A 22,731-nucleotide genomic window follows, 5' to 3' on the forward strand; every position below is an offset into this window, starting at 1 on the left:
CGCATAATGCGCATCACGCGTTTGAGGGTGCAAGTGGCGTGAGGCCGCGTATCATATCTGACGCTTTCTCGCCGATCATTATAGCCGTTGCGTTGGTATTGCCCGAAATGAGCGTCGGCATGACGGAGTTGTCCACAATGCGTAGATTGCGAAGGCCGTGAACGCGTAGTTGCGGATCGACCACCGCCATCTCGTCATTGCCCATGCGGCAGGTGCCGACGGGATGGTAGACCGTCTTGCCTTTCGAGCGGATATAGGTTTCGAGCGCCGCTTCGTCCGCGACCGCCTGTCCGGGATAGGCCTCTGTTTTCTCCACATAACCTGCAAAGGAAGGCTGCGCCAGGATTTCCCGGGCGAGCTTCAGTGCCTTTACGGAGAGACGCATATCCTCCGGGGCTGTCAGGTAACGCGGGTCGACGATGGGATGGTCCGCCGGGTTGGTGGATTTCAGGCGGATTTCACCACGGCTTTCAGGACGCAGCACGCAGGGGTTCACCGTTGCGCCGGCGCGCTTGATCGGTTGCTGGTCGCTGTCCATGAAGACGATCGGTACGAAATGCATCTGGACGTTCGGCTCGGCCTCCATGTCGTCCACATTAACGAAGGCGCAGGCCTCGGTAACGTTCGACATGACCGGGCCGGACTTGAAGAGCAAATATTGCAAACCGTTGCGGATGGAGCGCAGGAAGCTATCCTCTCCGTAGTAGCCATAGCGGCCGGTACAAAAGCGGATGGCGGGGAATTCGAGATGATCCTGCAGGTTCTGGCCGACCCCTTCCAGCCGGTGCCGGACGGTGATGCCATGTTGGCGAAGCTCCGCCTCGGGGCCGATCCCTGACAACATCAGAAGCTTTGGCGTCTGCACCGCGCCGCCCGACAGGATGACTTCCTTGTCGGCCTGAACAGTTTCCAATTTACCGTTGCGAACATATTCGACGCCCGTTGCGCGGTCCCCTTCAAAGAGAATGCGCGTCACAAGGCAACCGGTGCGGATCTCCAGATTGCCGGACTTCATGGCGGGACGAAGATAACCGACCGCCGCGCTGCAGCGTCGCCCGTTGCGCGTTGTGGTCTGGTTGAAGCCGACGCCACGCTGTCGCAGGCCGTTGAAATCCGGGGTGAAGGGGATGCCCGCCTCTTGCGCGCTGCGCACGAAGGCACGCGTTAAGTCATTCACCTGCCTGAGGTCGGAGACGCCAAGCGGGCCGCCGGTTCCGTGATAGGCGTCGGAGAGCCTGTCATTGTCTTCGGCGCGGCGGAAATAGGGGAGCACGTCACCATAGCTCCAGCCGTCAGCGCCAAGACGCGCCCAGTCGTCATAGTCGCGGCGTTGGCCGCGGACATAGATGGCGGCGTTGACCGACCCGCCGCCGCCAAGGACTGCACCCTGCGGCATGACCGGCGCACGGCCGTTCAAGGCTGCCTGCTGCACCGTCTTGTAGTGATAGAGCAGATCGCTATCCAGCAGCTTCACGAAGCCGGCGGGGATGTGAATGAGCGGATTGCTGTCGCGCGGACCGGCCTCGATTACAAGCACCTTTCCGGCATCGGCCATTGCCAGTCGCCCTGCCAGAGCACTCCCTGCGGACCCACCTCCCACAACAATATAATCGACCATTCGCTTCTTCCTCCAATAAAAATATATCATATATCTTATTTTGGACGTAAGCCTGCGTCAATCGGGAGAATGGGCGAGCGGATCAGGAAAATTATTGGATGGCTGGTCTCCACGGCGACGGGCGCGGATCACGTTTTGGGGGATGAGCCCAACTCCTCATTCGGAGACTAAGCGCCCTGCGCCCTTGTCCTCAGTGTCTTTGGGCGCAACAGAAGCAGGAAAACCGGTGCGCCGATGACTGCGGTGACGATGCCCGCCGGTAGTTCAAGAGGAGCGATGATGCTTCGTCCTGCAAGATCTGCGAAAATCATCAGCAGCGCACCGAGTGCCATCGCTGCTGGCAGGCTGCGTGCATGTCGCGACCCGACCAGGAGCCTTGCGGCGTGAGGGGAGAGAAGGCCGACGAAGCTGACAGCGCCGATGGAGGAAACGGCAATCGCCACAACGCAGGCGGAATAGAGAATGGCCAATGTTCTCGCCCTGCCGGTCACCATACCGAGCGAGCGCGATTTTTCATCCCCCAGCGAGAGCGTATCCAGATGGCGGCTGCACAGGATGCCAATCGCCATCAAAATAATCACCCACGGAAAAAGGATAAGAACGTCGGCATAACCGCGCCCATGGGTCGAGCCTGTCAGCCAGGACAGGGCCTGTGCCGTCTGCAACCGGGCTTCGACAACGACGATGGTGCCGGCTGCACCGAAACTCGCGGCGATGGCAACGCCAGCCAGAATGAGTCTTTCCGGCGCATTTTTGGGCCCGAAAAACCGCAGAAGGAGAACGGCGGCTAGAGCGCCTATAAACGTCACCGCCTGGAAAATCAGCGTTCCGGGTATGAGGCCGGATAAAAGCCCGACAAGGCTGAACAGGGCGGCCCCCTGCGTGAGGCCGAGTGTTTCGGGGCTGCAAAGCGGATTGCGCGTGACGGCCTGTAAGACCGTACCGGCTGCTGCTAGCAGGGCGCCGCAACCAAGCGCCACAAGTAACCGCGGTGCGCGAATGTCGAGGTTCGCGGCAATGTCCGTCATCGAGAGGGAGACGCCATCGCCAATCGCCAGCGCAGCGCCGATACCAGCCAGCGAAATTACCGTCAAAATAGTGACCAGCAGGGGAATGGAAGGCAGCCGTAGCGCCGAAGGCGAGCCGATACGGCGCTCCGCCCCCAATCTCGAAGTCCGCAGCAGGAGCAGCATGACCGGCGCGCCAAGACAGGCGACGACAACGCCTGTCGGGACAATGGTGCCGTTGGTGCCGAAAAGCTGCGCAATGACATCGGCAAGGAGCAGGGTATTGGCCCCCCAGATCAGCGATAGCGGCAGATGAAAGCGGTGCCTGATGATGCCAAGCGCGCGAAGAATGTTCGGGATCGCGAGCCCTATGAAACCAATCGGGCCTGCGAGTGTAACCGCAGCGCCGGACAACAGGATGCCGGCAAAAATACCGGACAACGTCACGCTTCGTGTCAGGCCGAGACTGGCTGATGCCTGATCGCCGAGGCCGAGCAGGTCGAGCGGCCGCGCGATCAGCATCAGCGCCAGAAAAGATAAAAGAATGGCCGGACCGGCGACCATGACTTTCGACCATCCGGTCTGGTCGAGAATACCGGAAGACCAGAGCACCAGACCGGAAGCCCTGTCGTCGGCGAGAAGGACGATTGCGGAAGAGACTGCGGCAAAGCAGAGGGAAATCGCAACGCCCGCGAGAGCCAGCCGCCCCGGCGGAGCGCGGAACCCGCCGGCGAGCGCGATGCAGGCCGCGGCTCCTGCCAGACCGCCCAATGTCGTTGCCATGATCGGCGGCATGGCTATCGGCAACAACAATGTGGATATGACCAAAACGAGCTGGGCGCCGCTGGTGACGGACAGAATATCCGGCGCAGCCAGAGGATTTCTGAGCACGCTTTGCAAAACCGAGCCCGCCACGGCCAGCGCGGCTCCCGTCAGGATCGCCGCTACCACTCTCGGGGCGCGGCTCGTCTCCAGAATGGCCTGGGCGAGCGTGGTAGGGCGTGTCGGGAAGGCAAATATGTCGTGCCAGCCGATCAGCTTGCTTCCCAGCCGCATATCCAGTGCTGCCAGTACGAACAGAAGCAGAAGGCCAAGGGGTAAAAGGGGCGTCGGTGTGAGACGGTTCGAGCCGATGGACGGCAGCGGCATTTTCATTCGGAGACCTGATGGTCGCGCGGCCTGCCGGCTGCGCCGATCCAGTCGATCAGGCAATAGGCACGGTCGGCGCCGCCGGGATGCGCCACGAGGTCGACCTTGCAGCTAAAAGCCGCTTCCAGCAGGTCGGCTGTCAGCACCTGCCTTGCGGGACCCGTCGCCAGCACTTCACCCTTGCGCATCAATATCACGTCATCTGCGATATCCATGACCTGATTGAGATCATGAAGCACGGCGATGATCGTCAGGCCTTCCGTCCGGTTGAGCTGTCTCAACAATGTCAGCAGTTCGGCCTGATGGCGCATGTCGAGAAAACTGGTCGGTTCGTCCAGAAAAAGCACGTTCGGTTGCTGGGCCAGCGCCATGGCGACCCAGGCACGCTGCCTTTCGCCTCCGGACAATGTTGCGAGCTGGCGTGCGCGCAGGTGCTGCAGCTCGACCCTCTGGATGGCGCTGTCGATGATGTCGCGGTCAGTGGCTGAAAGGCGCCCAAGCCAGGGGCGGTGTGGATACCGACCCTGCTCGACCAGTTCTTCGACCGTGAGACCGACCGGAATTTCGGGCGATTGCCCCATGACGGCGACCTGTCGGGCAATATCACGGCGGCGCAATTCCGATAGCTCTCGCCCCAGGAGCAGCACCTTGCCGTCCGTCGGCACTTCCAGCCCGGCGAGGCATTTGAGGAGTGTACTTTTTCCGGAACCGTTCGCCCCGCAAATGACGGTGACGCGCCCCGTCTGCGCCTGAATGTCGACGTTGCGTAGAGCATAGGCCTGATCGTAGGCGACACTCAAACCGCGCGCTTGCGCAGCGGGCATATCAGCTTGGGTCCTGTTCAAACCGCAACCTCGCGCATGGCCTTCCGTAGTGATGACAGGCTGCGATAACCGACATCCGCTGCCGCTTCCTCCAGCCGTGCTCCTTCTGCCTGCCTGCGCATCACATGCGCCATGCGCAGCCGGCGGCGCCACTCGGCAAAACTCATGCCGGTCTGAGTGCGGAATTTTCGGGTCATGGTCCTGCGGCTCATACCGAGATTGTCGGCCCAGTGGTCGATATCGAGGTCGATCGCCGGCGTTTCGGACAGGTCCCGGCACAGGCGCTGCAGGCGTTTGTCGCTCGGCATGGGAAGTGCGAAGGGACCCTCCTGCGCATCGGCAATCTCTTCGAGGATCAGGGCGGCCAGATGCCCGCCGCGACCATTTTCGTCATAAAGCGTCGGTTGTTCGAGAAAGGATCCAACCGCTGCGGACAGGAGAACGGATGTGGAGATGACGCGTGTCGGCTCCCAGCGTAATGTCAGGCCGGGTTCGGGCTCGATATAAAGCGACTGCATGGAGACACGTCCATGGGACCTCACCGCATGGGGAATGTCGGGGGTGATGAGCAGGCCATATCCACTCGGAATGATGAATGAGGTATCGGGGGTGCGAGCGGTCATGAAACCGTCGACAATTTGCAGCAGTTGGCCGCGCCGATGGCTGTGCCAGCCGAAATCGACGCTCTTTTCATATATGCGCGCCATTGCCGCGACGGGCCTTGGCACGTTTTGAAGGTCCACGGCCTTTTGCGGCTGTTTCATCGTATCTCCCAATGCAGCCGGACCAGAAACCTGGTGGGCATTGTCATGAACGGAGCAATAGCCGCACGCATCTGTTTTTTCAAAAGGAAAAGATGGCCCGGTTATGGGTTGATTTGCGTATTTCGATCATTCGGGCCATTTAATGGCCCGTTTGCGATCAAGTTTGACCTGACAATGATGATAAAAAAAGTCTAGTTAAGCGGCCGAATGCGGCGGGATAGAGCTTTATGGCGGAAACTCCGAGGTCTTTACCCGCCCCGGCAGTCCTCACATCACAGGTTCCCCATAATGCAAAATTCCCGCCTCACAACGCGCAAGCCATCTGATTTCCTGCCCAGACGCGCGCGGTTTCTGATTTTGACGTCGGGCGTTGCATTGGGCGTGATCGCAGGCCAGGGAGTGGCGATTGCGCAGGAGGCCAACGGCTCCACGCAACTTGAAACCATCGTGCTACAGGGAAAAGCCGCTGCCAAGGGGGCACGTGTCGAGCAGCGCGGCTATGTCGCCCGGGATTCCGCTTCCGCCACGAAAACCTCCACGCCCGTCGCCGAAACGCCGCAGTCCGTCTCCGTCATTACGCGTGGTGCCATGACCGATCGTGCCGTGCAGACCGTGGCGGACAGCCTGCTCTACAGTTCTAACGTCAACGGTCAGCGTTACGGCAATGATCCGCGCTCTGACTATTTTACCATTCGCGGTTTTGCCGCCGATCTTTACCTCGATGGGCTGAGGGTGCCGCAGATCGCCAACCAGACCGGCGGTTATGCGGGCTTTCGTGTGGAGCCGTATTTTCTGAACCGTGTGGAGGTCCTGCGCGGACCGAGTTCGGCGCTATTCGGCCAGACAAATGTTGGCGGCGTCGTCAACATGATCAGCAAGGACCCGAAAGACGTTGCCGGCGGCGAACTCTACACGCGTTTCGGCAGCTATAATCAGAAAGAGATCGGTTTTGACGCGACCGGTCCTATCGGTACTGGTTCCGGGCTCAGCTACCGGTTGGAGGGTGTTCTGCGTGACAGCGACGCCATGAACGATTTCGGCAAGAACGACCGTGTCGCCATCAGCCCCACCGTAAAGTGGTCGCCGGATGAGGATACCAGCCTGACGGTATATGGCGCCTATATGAAGGATGATGCCGGCCAGGTGCCGTCGCTCATTCCGGCTGCAGGCAGTGTCTATCCGAACAGGCTTGGACTGACGATACCCCGCAATTTCTCCGATGGTGATCCTTCGCTTGCGATCTACGACAAGGAAACGGCCTATGTCGGCTATCGTTTCGAACATGCTTTCAGCGATGATCTCGTGCTGCGGCAGAATTTCCGTTATTCCTATCTCGACGTGAACTACCAGAACCTGTTCGGCAACGGTCTCGCCGCCAATCAGCGCACGCTTTCCCGCCTGGTTTACAATGCGCAACCGACACTCAATGCTGCCGCACTCGATACCAATCTCGAATATAAGTTCGATACCGGCGCGGTCAGCCACACCCTGCTTGGCGGTGTCGACCTGCAATGGCAGAACCTGGTCAACGACACCGGTTCCCGGGCGGGTCCGACACTTGATCTTTTCAACCCGACCTACAATATCGGCGTCACCCCGGCGACATTGACGACGCGCCTCGACCAGACACAGCGTCAGATCGGCATCTATCTTCAGGATCAGATCGAGATCGGCGGCTTCAGGCTGACAGCCGGCGGACGTCAGGATTACGTGGACAACGATTCCGACAGCACGGCGCTCTCCAGCGGCATCACCACACAGTACAGGCGAAATCACAGCGCCTTTACCGGCAGGGTAGGGGCTGCCTATGTCTTCGACAATGGCATCATTCCCTACGCCGTCTATTCCACCTCATTTGCTCCTGTTCTGACACTCGCAGCGGATCCGCTCAAGCCGACGACCGGAGAGTTGAAGGAAGTGGGCGTCAAATACGCGCCTGAGGGCGAAGACTTCAGCCTCACGCTTTCCGGTTTCGAGGCAACCCAGCAAAATGTGGTGAACCGCATTGCGGGCGTTTATTACCAGACCGACGAAGTGCGTGTCCGCGGCATTGAGCTCGAAGCCAACGCGACACTCTGGGATCGCGTTAATCTGACGGCTGCGGCCAGCTGGCAGGACCCGGAAGTTACCCGGAGCGAGACTGCAACCCAGGTTGGCAAGATGCCATATACGGTTCCGAAGCAGCAGCAGTCGCTTTTCGTCAGCTATGATGTCCCGATGCCGGATGCCTGGGACGGGAAGCTGACCCTGGGCGTCGGCGCCCGTCACGTCGGCAAGACGGCCGGGGATACGGCGAATTCATTCTTCGTGCCGGGCTACACATTGGTGGATGCGTTTGCCCGATATGAGCATGATCGCTATTCTTTCCAGCTCAATGGTTATAATCTTGGCGACAAGACCTATGTCGCCGGCTGCAACACGACCACGCAGTGCTATTACGGTCAGGGATTGACCGTGGTCGGCACGGTGAGTGTGAAATGGTGACAGCAATTCGAAGACGATCTTTCGTAACCGGCGTGGTGGCTCTGGCCACCACGCCGAAATCGTTTGCAGCGCCTGTGCCCAAACGTATCGTTACGCTTGAATGGACTTCGACCGAAATTGCGCTCTCCCTTGGAATTTCACCGGTTGGATGTGCAGAACCTTCCGGTTATCGCACCTGGGTGGATGTCGATAACGACCGGCTTGGTGATGTTGTCGATGTCGGACGGCGGCAGCAGCCGAGCCTTGAAGCCATTCGCAAGCTGCAGCCCGATCTCATCCTGTCTTCCCGTTTCCGCCACGCATCACTCGCTTCAGCGCTTGGCGATATCGCGCCGACCCATCTGATCGATGATCAGGCTGCCGATGGCGACATGCTGGCGGGCGTCTATCGCAGTGTCACTCAGGCTGGCGCCGCACTTGCGCGGGAGAGTGAAGCTGCAGCACTGCTGGCGCGGCTGGACGAGAGCATGGAGATTTTGAAGGCCAGGTTCGGCGGAAAGGTTTCTGGGCGCAAGCTGATCGTGGCTCAGCCCCTGCCGGGCGTGCCGCGTCTGCGGATATTCGCGCCCAACTCGGCCATCGCGGGATTGCTGCACAGGATAGGGTTTGCCCCCGCCATGGACCTGCCGCCGCAACCATTCGGCTTCACGACGATCGACCTTGAAGGGCTCGCCGCCCTTGACGGTCAGGGCACCCTGTTCATCCTGTCGGAATCAATACCGGATGACCTTCGCAATGCCGCGCTCTGGCCGGTTCTCCCGATCGTTGCGCAGGGCAATGTCATGGTGACAGGTGCCACGACCTGGCCATTCGGTTCAACGGCATCATTGCAGAAGCTGGTCGATGAGATTACCAGCCAGTTCGATTGACATTGCTGGACGGCTGATGCTGCGAACAGAAATACTGAGCTGCCTTTTTGAACAATCGACACCCGTCGGTTCCCGTTCATTTTTTCAGCGAAAACGGCGCGGCGATCTTCTGCTTGCCGAGCTTCTGGAGCCGCGCCGCATCGAGAGCGTACTGAGGAACTATGGTCGTCGACATGGGCGCGAGCCGCTCCGTGAAGCAGTCGCAAGTGAGTGGTCCAAACGGTATTTCGCTTCGATTGTGAAGCCAGCGGTCGCTGCGGCGATCCTGGTCGACTGGCGGCTGCCGCTCACGCTGGATGAGATAGGCCTTGATGTGAGTGATGATGGTGACATCGTTTCGGTGCGCCTCTCGTCTTTTGGTCGGCCTGTTGCTGCAGCGTCGCCGGAAGAGCGCTTCGATTTTCTGATCAGGGACAATCTGTCCGTGGTCGTGAATGCGATCGCCAATGCCAGCGGCCTTTCACGGAACGTCCTGTGGAGCAATGCCGGCAACATGTTCGAGGGAACCGCACGCAGTTGCGAGGCGCTTTTGCAGTCCAGAACAAGTGGCCTCGATCACGCCTTCGAAATTCTCAAGACAGAGCTTTTGTCTGACGGCGCGCGTAACCCGCTCTTTCGGCCTATTATCTATCCCGTGGAAGGCGGCCAGCCCAAACGCAGGCGCCGGGTATGCTGTGTGCGCTATCTTCTGGATGCGCTCGATTATTGCGCTACATGCCCCGTTCCAGAGAGATGTAAATCCAGTCAGAACTGACGCTTGAAGCCTCTATGATCACTTGCTTGGCGAAGGATATGCGGCGCTCATTTTTTAACCGATGGGCGCTCAATCCGATCTACCACTTTTTTACTGAAATACGGTATCTTGTCATCCGGCCTCGGTTGGCGTACTCGAAACCGATAAAAGACCCTGTGCCTATTAACAATACGGTGCGGTGGCGCTGCGTTTCGGCGCCATACACCTCATGACGTTGGGATTGCGATGAACCTTTACTTGGATTACCTGGCTGAGATCAAAAGCAGAGAAAATCAAGGGCTAGCTCCCAAACCGATCGATGACGGCGGACTGACCGGCGAAATCATTGAACTGATCAAGGATGCCGGTAACGAGCATCGGGCGGATGCCCTCAAATTCTTCATTTACAACACCTTGCCCGGCACCACGAGCGCCGCGGGCGTCAAGGCTGCCTTCCTGAAACAGATTATTCTGGCTGAAGTGGTGGTCCCCGAGATCACGCCGACTTTCGCCCTCGAATTGCTGTCGCATATGAAGGGCGGCCCGTCTGTCGAAGTGCTGCTGGACGTTGCCCTTGGCAATGACGCTGCGCTCGCCACGCAGGCCGGTGACGTGCTGAAGACGCAGGTCTTCCTTTATGACGCCGACATGTTCCGGCTGCGCGATGCCTTCAAGGCTGGCAATGCCGTCGCGAAGGGCGTTCTGGAAAGCTATGCGAAGGCCGAGTTCTTCACCAAGCTTCCGGATGTCGAAGATGAGATCAAGGTCGTGACCTTCATCGCCGCCGAAGGCGATATCTCGACCGACCTTCTCTCCCCCGGCAACCAGGCGCATTCCCGTTCGGACCGCGAATTGCACGGTCAGTGTATGATCACGCCTGAAGCGCAGGCGGAAATCGTTGCGCTGCAAAAGCAGCACCCGGACAAGCGGGTGATGATGATCGCCGAAAAGGGCACGATGGGCGTCGGCTCGTCGCGCATGTCCGGCGTGAACAACGTGGCGCTGTGGACCGGCAAACAGGCCAGCCCCTATGTGCCTTTCGTCAACTTCGCCCCCGTCGTCGCTGGCACCAACGGCATCTCGCCGATCTTCGCAACCACCGTCGACGTCACCGGCGGTATCGGCATCAACCTGAAGAACTGGGTGAAGAAGACCGGTGAAGACGGCAAGCCGATCCTCAACAATGATGGTAACCCGATCCTCGAGCAGAAATATTCGGTCGAGACCGGCACCGTCCTCAAGATCGATGCCAAGAACAAGAAGCTGTGCGACGAGAACGGCAAGGAACTGGTCGATGTCGCCGCCGCCTTCACGCCCCAGAAGATGGAGTTCATGAAGGCCGGCAGCTCCTACGCCATCGTCTTCGGCAAGAAGCTCCAGACATTTGCCGCCCAGACCCTCGGTGTCGAACCGACTCCGGTCTTTGCCCCGAACAAGGAAATTTCGATCGAAGGTCAGGGTCTCACCGCAGTCGAGAAGATCTTCAACCGCAACGCCGTCGGCGTGACCCCGGGCAAGGTGCTGCACGCGGGCTCGGACGTTCGCGTGACGGTCAACATCGTCGGTTCGCAGGACACGACCGGCCTGATGACCGCCCAGGAACTTGAGGCGATGGCGGCCACCGTCATCTCGCCGCTCGTGGATGGCGCCTACCAGTCGGGCTGCCACACCGCATCCGTCTGGGACAAGAAGGCCCAGGTGAACATTCCGAAACTCATGTCCTTCATGAACAATTTCGGCGTTATCACCGCCCGCGACCCGAAGGGCGTCTATCATTCGATGACGGACGTGATCCACAAGGTGCTGAACGACATCACCGTGGATGACTGGGCGATCATCATCGGCGGCGACAGCCATACCCGCATGTCCAAGGGTGTGGCCTTCGGCGCCGACTCCGGCACCGTGGCGCTGGCGCTCGCCACCGGCGAGGCAACGATGCCGATCCCGCAATCGGTCAAGGTGACCTTCAAGGGCACGATGCGGCCGCACATGGACTTCCGCGACGTGGTCCATGCCACCCAGGCGCAGATGCTCAAGCAATGTGGCGACAACGTCTTCCAGGGACGTATCATCGAAGTCCACATCGGCACCCTGCTCGCCGACCAGGCCTTCACCTTTACCGACTGGACGGCTGAGATGAAGGCCAAGGCCTCGATCTGCATTTCGCAGGACGAGACGCTGATCGAGTCTCTGGAAATCGCCAAGGCGCGCATTCAGATCATGATCGACAAGGGCATGGACAATGCCGTCGGGACGCTGAAGGGCCTGATCGCCAAGGCGGATGCGCGCATCGCCGAAATCCGCTCGGGCGAAAAACCCGCTTTGACGCCCGATGCCAACGCGAAATATTTCGCCGAGGTTGTGGTGGATCTGGACGTGATCGACGAACCGATGATCGCCGACCCCGACGTGAACAATGCCGATGTATCGCGGCGCTATACCCATGACACGATCCGCCCGGTTTCGTATTATGGTGGCACCAAGAAAGTCGACCTCGGCTTCGTTGGCTCGTGCATGGTGCACAAGGGCGACATGAAGATCGTCGCGCAAATGCTCAAGAACATCGAGAAGAGCGAAGGCAAGGTCGAGTTCAAGGCGCCGCTGGTCGTCGCTGCCCCGACCTATAACATCATCGATGAGCTGAAGGCCGAAGGTGATTGGGAAATCCTGCAGAAATATTCGGGCTTCGAGTTCGATGATCTGAAGCCCAAGACCACCAACCGTACCGAGTATGAGAATATCCTCTACCTCGAGCGTCCGGGCTGCAACCTTTGCATGGGTAACCAGGAAAAGGCGGAGAAGGGTGACACGGTTCTCGCCACCTCCACCCGCCTGTTCCAGGGCCGCGTTGTTGAAGACACCGCCGAGAAGAAGGGTGAATCGTTGCTGGCTTCCACACCGGTGGTCGTGCTTTCGGCGATCCTTGGCCGCACGCCCAGCATGGACGAGTACTTGAGCGCCGTCGACGGAATAGACCTGACAAAGTTCGCGCCGCCGAAAACTACTCCAATCGATTCCCTGTCCGTCCATTACTAAAGGTCTGACCTTTGAATATTGTGCACCGCGATGGCCTCGCCTTCGCGGTGCACTGTAAAGTCATCTTAATCCTTCCCATTCATTGCCTTGAAGGGTTCTGATTACTGTCAAATATTTGCAAAATGCCCTGATCAACGAGAAATTGCAGCGACACATAACTTCTGATTAATACGCCTGCGGCAGAATAGCAGTGATATTACTATTCTCGATTAAACGCCTGTCCGGCAAGAAGCGTCGATCATGCCTCAGATACGTTCATTTATTGCGGACGATCTTGTGTCCGTGGCCGACATGTTTCACCGTGTTTTACGGAAGAAGGATGGCGCCGCGACGGATGATCTGACCTCATATCTGCGCGCGCTTTTCCTCGACGGTTCAAACACAAATCCGGATATCTGCTCCAAGGTCCATGTGCTCGATGACGGGCGCGTGTCCGGATTTCTGGGCGTATTGCCCATGATGATGGAACTCGGCGACCGGAACATTCAGGCTGTCGTCTGCTCCTCCTTTGTCGCCGAGGATCGCGAGACTGATCCTTTTGCCGGCGCGCGTTTGCTGCGCGAGGTTCTGGCGGGTCCGCAGGAGCTGACCTTCGGTGAGACGATCAATGACGTTTCCACCGAAATGTGGAAGACGATGCGTGGCCACCTGCTTTCCACCTACAGTCTTGACTGGTTGCGGATATTGCGCCCGGCTTCATTCGCAACGGAACTTTCTGCGACCCGTATTTCAGGCGCTTTCCGCGCGCTGGCGCCCATCAGCACGATGATCGACCGGACCATTTCGGCGCGCGGCCACGGACGCGCCTTGTCCTATTATGCATCACATCCGGACAAGGTGGACAGTTTTACCGATGAAGAGGCGAGTGATGCCGAATTCGCCCATCTGGCTCTCGAACTCATCGGGCACTTCTCGCTCCGTCCGGTATGGAGCGAGGAAGGCCTGCTGACCATGCTCCAGCATGCCAGGCGCAAACGTCTGCATGGTGAGCCGGTGCAGCGGATCGTGCGGGCCCGGGGCGGCAGGGCGGTGGGTCTTTTCCTCTACCACGGCAATCCGAAGGGAATTGGCCGGACGTTGCAGATCATGGCCCTGCCGGGGCAGGAGCAGATCGTTATCGACCGGCTGATCCGCAACGCCTATGAGCGTGGCCTCGTCGCGATCAGGGGACGCACCCAGCCGGCAATTCTGCAGGCGATGATCGGCAGGAAATGTTCGTTTCTCCACGCGGCATCGACCATCGTGCATTCCCGCGATGCGGAACTCATCAAAGCCGCGACGGATGGAAAAGCGTTCTTCAACGGTTTTTCCGGTGAAAGCTGGACACGCCTTATCGGCGACAGTTTCGGACAGGCGGGCGAGTAATGTGCGGAATTGCCGGGTTTTATAAACATAACATGCCGGCCGATCGCGCAAACGAGCGCCTTGCGCTGATGGCGTCTTGCCTCAGGCATCGCGGTCCAGATGCGCATGGAACCCTGCTGCGCGGGGATGTCGGACTTGCCCATGCCCGGCTGGCCATTGTCGGCATCGCCGATGGCGCGCAACCCATGCGTACGGTGGAAGATGAGCTCGCCGTCTCCTTTAACGGTGAAATCTTCAACCATGTCGAATTGCGCGAAACGCTGTCCGCGCGCGGCCATGCCTTCCGCACACATTCCGACACCGAAGTCATCCTGCATCTTTATCGCGAGAAGGGCCTGGATTGCCTCACCGAATTCAACGGTGATTTCGCCTTCGCCCTTCATGATGCCCGCAGCGACACGCTGGTGCTTGCCCGCGACCGGATGGGTGTGCGGCCGCTTTATTATACATGGCACCAGGGCACGTTCTATTTCGCATCCGAGATCGGGGCGCTTCTGGCTCTGCCGGGAATGACGGCCGAAATCGATCCGGTGGCGCTGGATCAGATTTTCACCTTCTGGTTTCCGGTGCCGCCGCGCACCGCCTTTCGCGGTATCCACGAGTTGCCGCCCGGCCATATGATGGTTCTCCGCGACGGCGTGTCCACCGAGCGGCGCTGGTGGCAGCTTTCCTATCCTGACGCCAAGGATGCGGCGCCGGCCGCAGAGTTTGAAACCCAGGTGGAGGAATTGACGGCGCTGCTGGCCGACGCGACGCGGATCCGGCTGCGCGCCGACGTGCCGGTTGGCTCCTATCTGTCGGGCGGGCTGGACTCTTCCCTTGTTTCGGCCCTCGCCGCAAAAAATGTCCGCCAGGGCTTGCGCACCTTTTCTCTTGCGTTCGAAAGCGCGGAGCACGACGAACGTGTCTGGCAGAAAGCGATGAGCCAGCATCTCGGCGTCGCATCCGAGACCACGGAATGCTCGACTGAGGACATAGCGCAATACATGCCGCAGGTCATGGACCATGTGCAGACGCCCGTTCTTCGCACCGCGCCGGTGCCGCTTTACCTGCTTTCCCGGCTTGTGCGCGAACGCGGCATGAAGGTGGTGCTGACGGGCGAGGGCGCCGACGAGCTGTTCGCCGGCTACGACATTTTCCGCGAGGCGCGTGTAAGGCGGTTTTGCAGCCGCCAGCCGCAATCCTCCCGCCGCCCGAAACTGTTCCAGCGGCTATATCCCTATCTGCCGGGGCTGAAACAGCAGACGCCGGATTATCTGGCCCGCTTCTTCTCCTTCGGCGCTGAAGCCTCCGACGAACCGCTGTTTTCCCACCGGCCCCGCCTGCGCTCGACAGCGGCGGCGAAAATCTTCTTTTCCGCCGAATTGAGGGATGCGTTGGGTGATTATGATGCGGCGGCTGACCTTGCCGCGCAATTGCCGGAAGATTTCCGCCGCTGGCATCCGCTGCACCAGGCGCAATATCTCGAAACCGCATTTCTTTTGCCCGGCTATATTCTTTCCAGCCAGGGTGACCGGGTGATGATGGCCAATGGGGTGGAGGGCCGGTTTCCGTTCCTTGATCCCCGTGTGGTGGACTTTGCCGCCGCGCTCCCGCCCGAAGCGAAACTGCGCGGTCTAAAGGAAAAATACATCCTCAAACGGGCAGCAGCCGAATTGGTGCCCGATGCGATCCTCAATCGGCCCAAGCAGCCCTATCGCGCGCCGGACGCGGAGGCCTTTGCGGATGCCGGCTATCTCGACACCGTGCTTTCTGCCGATAAACTCAAAGCAGCCGGCCTGTTCAACGCCCAGGCGGTCGAAAAACTTAAGGGCAAGGTGCGTCAAAAACAGGCGACCGGCTTTCGCGACAACGCTGCCTTCGTCGGAATATTATCAACACAGCTCATACATGCCGCCACGGCTTCGAATTCCTCAACACCATCGCAAAATATTGAAGGAAGCTCCAAATGACCACTGAAAGCACCGGCACGAAAGCCGAAATTCGCGGTTTCATTATCGAAAACTTTCTGTTCGGTGACGATAGCCGGCCGTTTGGCGACGATCTTTCGCTGATCGACAATGACATGGTCGATTCCACCGGGATTCTGGAATTGGTAAGCTTCATCGAGGAACGTTATGGCATCCGTGTTGCCGATGCGGATCTCGTGCCGGCCAATCTCGACACGATCGATAACATCGCCGCCTTCATCGGTCGCAAGCAGACCGTCTGAGAATTTCGGGAAGCGCCATTGCGTATTGACCACTACCTGCATCGAAGTGCGGAGCGACACCCCGGCAAGACGGCGGTGGTGGCTGGTGAAACGCGCCTGAGTTACGGCGAACTCAAGACGATGAGCGAGGCTTTTGCAGCTGCCCTGATCTTTCGTGGTGTGACCCCGGGAGACCGTGTCGTCCTTGTGCTGGACAATGGCTGGCGCATGGCGGTGGCGATTTTCGGCTGCTGGATGGCGGGCGCTGTCGTCTGCCCGGTCAATCCATCCACGAAGGAAGCCCGCCTTTCGCAAATTCTGGACAGTTCCACGCCCTTTGCGGTGGTTGCCGAGGCGCGGCTGGAGAAGGTGGTTTCAGATGCCGCCGGTTCTTCCGCGCTGTTGCGTATCGTTTCCGGCGCTTCGAACGCATCCGGCGATAGTGTCGATTTCGACGCGCTGCTCGAGGAACAGCCCGACGTGCTGCCGCAGAACCTGTCCAAAACGGATCTGGCGGTGATCATCTATACGTCGGGTTCCACCGGCGAGCCGAAGGGTGTGATGCTGGCGCATGATAATCTCGATGCGGCCGTCCGTTCGATTACATCCTATCTCGGCAACACCGCCGACGATATCCTTCTTGGCGTATTGCCGCTTTCATTCGGGTATGGCCTCAATCAGTTACTTTCCAGCGTCGTTGTCGGCGCCACGCTGGTGATCGAGAAATCCTTCGCCTATCCGCATCTGATTTTCGAGCGTATCCGCGAAGAGCGGATTACCGGCTTCGCGCTGGTGCCGACCATGCTCTCCATCATGATGCAGACGCGCGATTTGTCGCCAACGCTGTTCGAAAGCCTGCGTTACGCCACCGCCGCCGCCGCACCTTTGCCGACCGTCCACGCCGACTGGCTGCGCAGCTTTTTGCCGCATCTCCGGCTGTTTTGCATGTATGGCCAGACGGAATGCACCCGCATCAGCTTTCTGCCGCCGGAAGACCTCGACAGGAAGCGCGGTTCGGTCGGCATCGCCATTCCCGGCACGTCCATCGAGGTGGTCAATGAGGCAGGCGGCAGCGTATCGCCCGGCGTTGCGGGCGAACTCGTCGTCAGCGGGCCGCATGTGATGCGTGGCTATTGGAGAAACGAGGCGGCAACGGCCCGTGCATTGCGCATTAACGCCGCAACCGGCAGGATGCGTCTCCACACCGGCGATCTCTTTACCTGCGATGCCGAAGGTTATTTGACCTTCGTCGCCCGCAAGGACGATATCATCAAGTCGCGCGGTGAAAAGGTTGCGCCGCAGGCGGTCGAGGCCGTGCTGCAAGCCATGCCGGGCGTATCGGACGCTCTGGTTGTCGGCGTCGCACATGAGGTTTTCGGCCAGGCGATCAAGGCGATCGTCATCGCTCCCGGTGCGGCGATTACCGAAAAAGACGTCATGCGCCACTGTGCCCGGTATCTGGAAGTCCATATGGTGCCGACACTGGTTGAATTTCGCGATTTCCTGCCGACGACGGATACCGGAAAGGTCAGCCGTCGTCTCGCTGCTCAAGATACGGAGAACAATCGATGACGAATAACGCACACAGCATGCCTTTCTCGCCACTTGAACTCGATGCGGCGGCGGAGGTTGAACGTATCGCCGAAAAAATCCGCCAGTCCCTTCGGTTCGACCTGCGTAAGCGCGGCCTGGTGCTTGGCCTTTCCGGCGGCATCGATTCCAGCGTCAGCGCCGCACTCGCCGTTCATGCGCTCGGGGCTGCGAATGTCTTTGGCCTGTTCATGCCGGAAAACGATTCCGACCCGGAAAGCCTGCGGCTTGGAAAGGCGGTAGCGACAATGCTCGGCATGGATTGTGTGCTGGAGGATATCGGGCCCTCGCTTGCCGCCATGGGTTGTTATGAAAGGCGCGACGGTTTCATCCGCGAGGTCGTTCCGGAATATGGTCCGGGCTGGACCTCCAAGATTGTTTTCGACAATGCCATGAGCACCGGCGCTTATAATATCTCTTCGCTGGTCGTTCGTTCGCCATCAGGTGAAACACGCAAGATTCGTCTCACGGCAAAAGCCTATCTCGGCATCGTCGCGGCAACGAACATGAAGCAGCGCACCCGCAAGCAGTTCGAATATTATCACGCAGACCGCCTGAATTTTGCGGTGCTCGGAACTCCGAACCGGCTGGAATATGACCAGGGCTTCTTCGTCAAGAACGGCGACGGCGCAGCCGACATCAAGCCGATCGCCCATCTTTATAAATCCCAAGTCTACCAGCTCGCGGCCCATCTCGGCATTCCGCAGGAAATCCGCGCCCGCCCACCGACCACCGATACCTATTCCATGCCGCAGACGCAGGAAGAATTCTATTTCGCCCTGCCTTACGACAAGATGGATATCTGCCTCTATGGTCTCGAAAACAACAGGCCTACGGCCGAGATTGCGACGGCGGCCGGGTTGAGCGAGGACAATGTCCGCTTCGTCTGGACCGATATCGCCGCCAAGCGAAAGGTGGCGCATTACCTGCACCATGCGCCTATCCATCTTCATGAGGGGGTTCAGGGCAAGTCCTGAGACGTTTCATCCGGCTGAGCGCTGTATCGCGCGGCGCACAGCTTCAATAACTTACCGTCACAACGACAGTGTCGGAGTAATTTCCCGGTGCCGGCGTATTCTGCGCCGGCACGCGTCCATAGACGGTCAGCGTCTGCAGGCTGCCTGTTCCGGTGCCGGTGGCCATCTGCCCGGCGGCATTTCCCCAGACATTCGTGCGGCTGATGTCACGGTAAAGACCGTAGGTGATCGACGCGCCGCCAAGCACCATTCGCCGCGAAGCCGGCGGGCTGTTGCTCAGGCCGCCATTGAGAGCAACGCTATAGGCGAGGTTCGCCGTGCAGGTCAGCGCAATCGAGCCGGTCGCATCGACGGCGGAGCTGAGAACGCCGTGATTGCCGAAATTGATAGGTTGGGCTGTGACAAGACAGGTCGGCTCCACCGCGGCCGTGACGTTGAAGGGTACTTGAGTGGGGTTTTGGGTTACGGTCGAGCAACTCGGCGCAAGTAGAAGATACGAGGCATAGGTAAAGTTGGTCTCGGCGCCAGCAAAGCTGGAGAGGTATGGCCCCCGCGCCGCAGATGCCTGACCAGCGGCAATCCTGCCATAAACGACACGGCTTGTACTGTTCAACAAGAGCGGTAGCGCCAGGTCGATCGGTGGAGGCGATCCGAGCGCAGGTTGAGCGAGGGACCCCCAGGACGTCGTCCGCCCGGAATTTTGATATAGTTGATAATTAAGCACGTTGCTGCCCTGCAGCATCCTGCGAATCCCGCCCGACTGGCCTCCACTGCCCGCATTGATGTTCGGGCAGATGCGAATAGAAAGGCCCAGCGTCAACAACGGGTTGGAACAGGTTATGTTCAGTGTCGCGGTACTGTCCACCGCACTGCCGCTTGTGAGGTTGACGAAACCGAAATTCATATCCGACATGCTGAAACTACAGCTCTGCGCCAGCACGGGAGAGGCAAAAAGAAAAGCGGAGATGGCAAGGCTGGCACGGGTCAGCATCATCATTGAACGCTCCTGCATATGGCTTCAACAGTTGTGCGTGTTTCGGAAGCGGCACCAAGAACGATCTGCGCTTCACAGTCTCCTCTCATCGGCTGCGTGATGAGGAGCCGATGTTTCTCGGAAACATTGTCGAGATAGGCCTGCCCATCATAACCAACCACGAAATCGCCGCTGCCATCGATGGTGCCGGTCGATCCCGCCTCGATGAAGTCGCCGCTTTCGTTCTTCAAGGTTACCAGCGCCACACGTCCGCCGGTCTCCACCTTGAAATCGACAACCGCCCCGCCACCTTCCGCCGGAATGACGGTCTGCTTCGTCCTGTCGATACGTGCATCGACGGGAAGATTGCTCGGGTCGAGGGTAATCGTGTTGACGTCGTAGGAATGCAGGTTTGGAAGCAATATCTTGCCACGGCGGTTGGTCTGGCCGATGGGGCGGTTTTCAAGTGAAATCTCAACGCCCGGCGCACCCGCGTCGACAACGGCAAAGGCGTCGTCGATACGGTTGCCAAGGAAAACATCCCCGCCGGCAATCGCGATCGATCCGTCCACCTGCGCATAGGCCTGCGTGGTTCCATTGAACTGATCGACGCCCGCCGCCACACGCGCGACGCTGCCGCGATAACTGCCCGAAGCGGAGACGATATTGCTGTTGCCCATGGAGCCACGCAAACGCCAGCCATAACTGCCTTCGGTCTGCTGTTCGGATTTTGCTATGTCGGCTGTCGCTGAATATCCATCGGCATTGGAAGACAAACCGACAGAACTGGAAATGCCGCCCCCGAATGTCCAGGAAAGACCGGCATAAACGCCATAGGAACCCTCGTCTTCCAGGTCCTTGTAGGCGGTGATGAAGATATTGCCGTTCTCGCCAAACCGGCGCGTTGCGGAAAGACCCAGCAGCCGGGATTTCCTTTCATCGAAGGTCTCAAGCTGCGTGTAAGAGAAGTTCAGGCTCGTCTCATCGAAAGCCAGCTGGGTGGAGGCGGATATCTGATCAAGGGAACGCGGCGCACGGGCGCTGAGCAGTCCTGAGATTTTTCTGTTTTCCGAGGTATTTGCGGAAACGGATGCGATATCGTGATAGTCACCAAACGTGCGTTGTGAGCGGGCAACGAACTGAACGCCGAGCAATTCCGCCTCGACGCTTGCGGAAAGCTGATAACCGCTTTCCTCCCGGAAATGGCTGGTTGCGCCGGAAACCGTGCCCAATCCGAAATCGCCGAGCGTAAAGACACCGCCAACCCCGACATTATAAAAATCCTCACCACCTTCCGCATGGCCTTCCAGTGTCAGCTTATCTGAAAATCCGTAGCGCACCGTTGCTGACCCCAACAGCCTTTCATCGTAGTCGAAAGACGAGGTGCCGTAGTCGCGCCGGGCAAAGCCGAGTTCGGCGGAAAAATCGATCAGCCCTTTTGCCAGCAAGTCCGCCGAGGCGAAAAACGGCGTTTCCGACACCGTCTCGCGGCCGAGGGCATCGCGCACCACCAGCCGCGCATTGCCCGCACCGCTGACGACGGGAAGATTGGTAATGGAGAAGGGCCCTTCCGGAACGTCCTGCGATATGCGGCGAATATTGTCGACATAGACATCGACCGTGGACGGCACCGCTGCGGAGCCGGCAAATGCCGGCATCGGCATCGTCACCATGTCTGGCCGAAGATCGAAATTTCTTCGTATCTGTAGACCACCCAGCCGCGTCGGGCGCGTCCAGGCAAGCCCGCCTGTAATTAGATCGCCTGCCCGGTAGGTCGTCAGCGTGTCTTCATCGGAATAGCTCCAGGTGGTGTCGAGCCGTCTCGTATCAAACTGGTCTAGTTGTGATGTGCTGAGAACCTGAGATGAAGACAATACGCCAAACGGGCCGAAAACGCGGCCTTCCAGCAAGGCGGAAACGCCGTTGAAGTCGGCAATATCCGACCATCTTTCGCCACCGGAAGATCCGTAAATCGTGTAATTCACCAGACCCCCCCAATTGCTTAGCGCCCTGTCCTGCGCCTCTTCGTCCTCGTTCCGGTCATTTTTGCCGGATGCGTCGATGACCTTGCTGGCCCGCGCCGCGGTCGGGAGTGTGAAATAGACGGATTGACTGCTCTCGTCGTAACGTGCCGTCACATCGGGCAGTCTGGAAATATCGACCCAGCCATCACCGCCAACGGCACTGTCAACGGGTGTAATTCCAACATTTCTCAGCTGGACCGGCTCTATGAAAAGCGTACCGGCGTCGTCTTGACGAAATGTGGCGATCAGTTCTGTCGAAACATCGTTGATGTAGACTTCGAGCTGCAATTGTCTCGGCTCTTCTGCGGCAAAAGAGGCCTGTGATGCCGCAGGGGGTAAATCCTGCGCCATGGAAAAACTGCTCGATGAAATGATCGTCAAACCTGCAATCGTCAAAACGGCGAGGCTATCCGCCGGTGACGCGCGCCGTCGCATTGACAGGGCCGCCTTCGCTGTCCGCTGAAATCTTCACCGTGCCGCCGGCTCTCTTGCCATTCGGTGCCGGAACGACCCAGCTCGTGCCCGACTGGCCGAGCACATAACCCACCAGCCCCTGTTGCTGGGCGACTGGCTGCCCGTTACCACCGAGCAGTTTGAGATTGGCGATCCGCAGCCGCTTCAGGCCCCTGTTGGAAACCGTTACCCGATAACCATTGGCCTGCGGTGTCACTGACCACGTTGCCTCGGCATCACCGGCGGTCGCATTCGAGAAGAAAACGGGTATGGAGTGACGCACGACAAGATTGATGGTGCCGGATGGGGATTTGGTCCTTGACGGCAGTTCATCGACGATGACGCGGTAGCTCTCTTCCGCCTTGATCGGCGTTTTCGAGAGCCGGACGATGCGGACAAGGTTTTCCGCCCCCGGCTTCAATTGGGTCATGGGCGGGCTGGCAACCACATCCTGTGCGGCGGTCAGGACATCCTCTCCGTTTTGCTGGGTCCAGCGGAAAATTCTGACCTGAACGTTGATGGGCGTTTTGGCATCATTCCATATTCGAAGACTGGATGCCGCGGTTGGCGCCCTGAGATCCAGGATAACGGGTGAGACCCGCAACGATGTAGCGTATGAAGGTGAAACAGACAGACCGGCAATAAACGCAGCCGCTAAGGTAAAAAGACGCATG

16 protein-coding genes are annotated in these 22,731 nt (G+C 59.1%); 9 read left to right on the forward strand and 7 right to left on the reverse strand.

From position 1 onward, the window contains the following. Positions 1 to 13: 13 nt before the first annotated feature. The 4 genes from AGR13A_RS22135 to AGR13A_RS22150 all read right to left on the reverse strand — a co-directional run bounded on the left by AGR13A_RS22135 (position 14) and on the right by AGR13A_RS22150 (position 5,362). Positions 14 to 1,648, reverse strand: coding sequence for a GMC family oxidoreductase (locus AGR13A_RS22135; protein WP_308400326.1), 1,635 nt, complete (start codon positions 1,646 to 1,648; stop codon positions 14 to 16). Positions 1,649 to 1,785: 137 nt separating this feature from the next. Continuing rightward, complete coding sequence (locus AGR13A_RS22140; protein WP_080839533.1) at positions 1,786 to 3,780, reverse strand: iron ABC transporter permease; 1,995 nt, start codon at positions 3,778 to 3,780, stop codon at positions 1,786 to 1,788. Further along, the gene (locus AGR13A_RS22145; RefSeq protein WP_080839535.1) at positions 3,777 to 4,598 is read right to left on the reverse strand and encodes an ABC transporter ATP-binding protein; all 822 of its coding nucleotides are present in this window, start codon (positions 4,596 to 4,598) and stop codon (positions 3,777 to 3,779) included. The genes AGR13A_RS22140 and AGR13A_RS22145 overlap by 4 nt, the downstream gene beginning before the upstream one ends. A 17-nt stretch (positions 4,599 to 4,615) precedes the next feature. Beyond that, positions 4,616 to 5,362 carry an AraC family transcriptional regulator gene (locus AGR13A_RS22150; RefSeq protein WP_035225918.1) on the reverse strand — a complete coding sequence of 249 codons (747 nt, stop codon included), beginning with the start codon at positions 5,360 to 5,362 and terminating at the stop codon, positions 4,616 to 4,618. 381 nt (positions 5,363 to 5,743) lie between these two features. On the opposite strand from AGR13A_RS22150, the gene AGR13A_RS22155 reads away from it, so the two are divergent. The 9 genes from AGR13A_RS22155 to nadE all read left to right on the forward strand — a co-directional run bounded on the left by AGR13A_RS22155 (position 5,744) and on the right by nadE (position 18,607). Beyond that, positions 5,744 to 7,846, forward strand: coding sequence for a TonB-dependent siderophore receptor (locus AGR13A_RS22155; protein WP_308400353.1), 2,103 nt, complete (start codon positions 5,744 to 5,746; stop codon positions 7,844 to 7,846). Then, entirely contained in the window at positions 7,840 to 8,715 is an 876-nt protein-coding gene (locus tag AGR13A_RS22160) for an ABC transporter substrate-binding protein (RefSeq protein ID WP_308400327.1), read from the forward strand. Before AGR13A_RS22155 ends, AGR13A_RS22160 begins: the two co-directional genes overlap by 7 nt. Further along, entirely contained in the window at positions 8,690 to 9,469 is a 780-nt protein-coding gene (gene fhuF, locus AGR13A_RS22165; protein WP_308400328.1) for a siderophore-iron reductase FhuF, read from the forward strand. Before AGR13A_RS22160 ends, fhuF begins: the two co-directional genes overlap by 26 nt. Before the next feature lie 225 nt (positions 9,470 to 9,694). Beyond that, positions 9,695 to 12,484, forward strand: coding sequence for a bifunctional aconitate hydratase 2/2-methylisocitrate dehydratase (locus AGR13A_RS22170; protein ID WP_080839544.1), 2,790 nt, complete (start codon positions 9,695 to 9,697; stop codon positions 12,482 to 12,484). A 240-nt stretch (positions 12,485 to 12,724) separates the two neighbouring features. Further along, complete coding sequence (locus AGR13A_RS22175) at positions 12,725 to 13,849, forward strand: hypothetical protein (RefSeq protein ID WP_080839546.1); 1,125 nt, start codon at positions 12,725 to 12,727, stop codon at positions 13,847 to 13,849. After that, a complete protein-coding gene (asnB, locus tag AGR13A_RS22180; RefSeq protein WP_080839548.1) occupies positions 13,849 to 15,801 on the forward strand; it encodes an asparagine synthase (glutamine-hydrolyzing) in 1,953 nt (650 codons plus the stop codon). The genes AGR13A_RS22175 and asnB overlap by 1 nt, the downstream gene beginning before the upstream one ends. After that, positions 15,798 to 16,061 carry an acyl carrier protein gene (locus tag AGR13A_RS22185; RefSeq protein ID WP_035225903.1) on the forward strand — a complete coding sequence of 88 codons (264 nt, stop codon included), beginning with the start codon at positions 15,798 to 15,800 and terminating at the stop codon, positions 16,059 to 16,061. The genes asnB and AGR13A_RS22185 overlap by 4 nt, the downstream gene beginning before the upstream one ends. A gap of 18 nt (positions 16,062 to 16,079) precedes the next feature. Next, a complete protein-coding gene (locus tag AGR13A_RS22190; RefSeq protein WP_080839550.1) occupies positions 16,080 to 17,612 on the forward strand; it encodes a class I adenylate-forming enzyme family protein in 1,533 nt (510 codons plus the stop codon). Beyond that, a complete protein-coding gene (gene nadE, locus AGR13A_RS22195) occupies positions 17,609 to 18,607 on the forward strand; it encodes an NAD(+) synthase (RefSeq protein WP_035225900.1) in 999 nt (332 codons plus the stop codon). Before AGR13A_RS22190 ends, nadE begins: the two co-directional genes overlap by 4 nt. Positions 18,608 to 18,650: 43 nt before the next feature. Here nadE and AGR13A_RS22200 read toward each other — a convergent pair whose 3' ends face one another. Genes AGR13A_RS22200 through AGR13A_RS22210 form a run of 3 tightly spaced genes read right to left on the reverse strand, consistent with a single transcriptional unit; the run spans position 18,651 to position 22,730 of the window. Then, complete coding sequence (locus tag AGR13A_RS22200) at positions 18,651 to 19,604, reverse strand: Csu type fimbrial protein (RefSeq protein ID WP_080839553.1); 954 nt, start codon at positions 19,602 to 19,604, stop codon at positions 18,651 to 18,653. Further along, positions 19,601 to 22,039, reverse strand: a complete 2,439-nt coding sequence (locus AGR13A_RS22205; RefSeq protein WP_080839555.1) for a fimbria/pilus outer membrane usher protein — start codon at positions 22,037 to 22,039, stop codon at positions 19,601 to 19,603. Before AGR13A_RS22205 ends, AGR13A_RS22200 begins: the two co-directional genes overlap by 4 nt. After that, positions 22,011 to 22,730 carry a fimbrial biogenesis chaperone gene (locus AGR13A_RS22210; protein WP_080839557.1) on the reverse strand — a complete coding sequence of 240 codons (720 nt, stop codon included), beginning with the start codon at positions 22,728 to 22,730 and terminating at the stop codon, positions 22,011 to 22,013. The genes AGR13A_RS22205 and AGR13A_RS22210 overlap by 29 nt, the downstream gene beginning before the upstream one ends. Position 22,731 lies beyond the last annotated feature (1 nt).

The organism is Agrobacterium genomosp. 13 str. CFBP 6927, from assembly GCA_900012615.1.
Taxonomy (GTDB): domain Bacteria; phylum Pseudomonadota; class Alphaproteobacteria; order Rhizobiales; family Rhizobiaceae; genus Agrobacterium.